This is a genomic window from Pseudomonas sp. HY7a-MNA-CIBAN-0227 (genome assembly GCF_040310325.1).
Taxonomy (GTDB): Bacteria; Pseudomonadota; Gammaproteobacteria; order Pseudomonadales; family Pseudomonadaceae; genus Aquipseudomonas.
Genome location: NZ_JBEOPT010000092.1, coordinates 1 through 280, shown reverse-complemented (window position 1 = coordinate 280; position 280 = coordinate 1). Strand labels below are relative to the sequence as shown.

The following is a 280-nucleotide window of genomic DNA, read 5'->3' as shown; positions in this document are numbered from 1 at the left end:
ATTGAAGGCCTGGATGGCTTTGGCGTGAAGTTCGTCGGCAACTTTGCCGACACGGTCATCAACAGCGGCACCATAAGCGGCAGTAATGGCCTGGCCCTGGATTTGGGCGGCGGCGATGACCAGCTGATCTTGCGCAACGGCAGCCGCTTTATCGGCAGGGTGGACGGCGGCAGCGGTTACGACCGACTGACCCTGGACGACGTCGCCGGTGGCAGTTTTGGCGACAGCCGCAACCTCGAACGGTTGGAGGTCAAGCAAGGCACCTGGACGTTGACCGGCC

At 62.5% G+C, this 280-nt stretch carries 1 protein-coding gene; it reads left to right on the top strand.

Annotated elements, in window-relative coordinates:
- Positions 1–280 (top strand): hypothetical protein (locus tag AAEZ06_RS27115; RefSeq protein ID WP_350617170.1); only part of this gene is annotated, 280 nt, incomplete at both ends.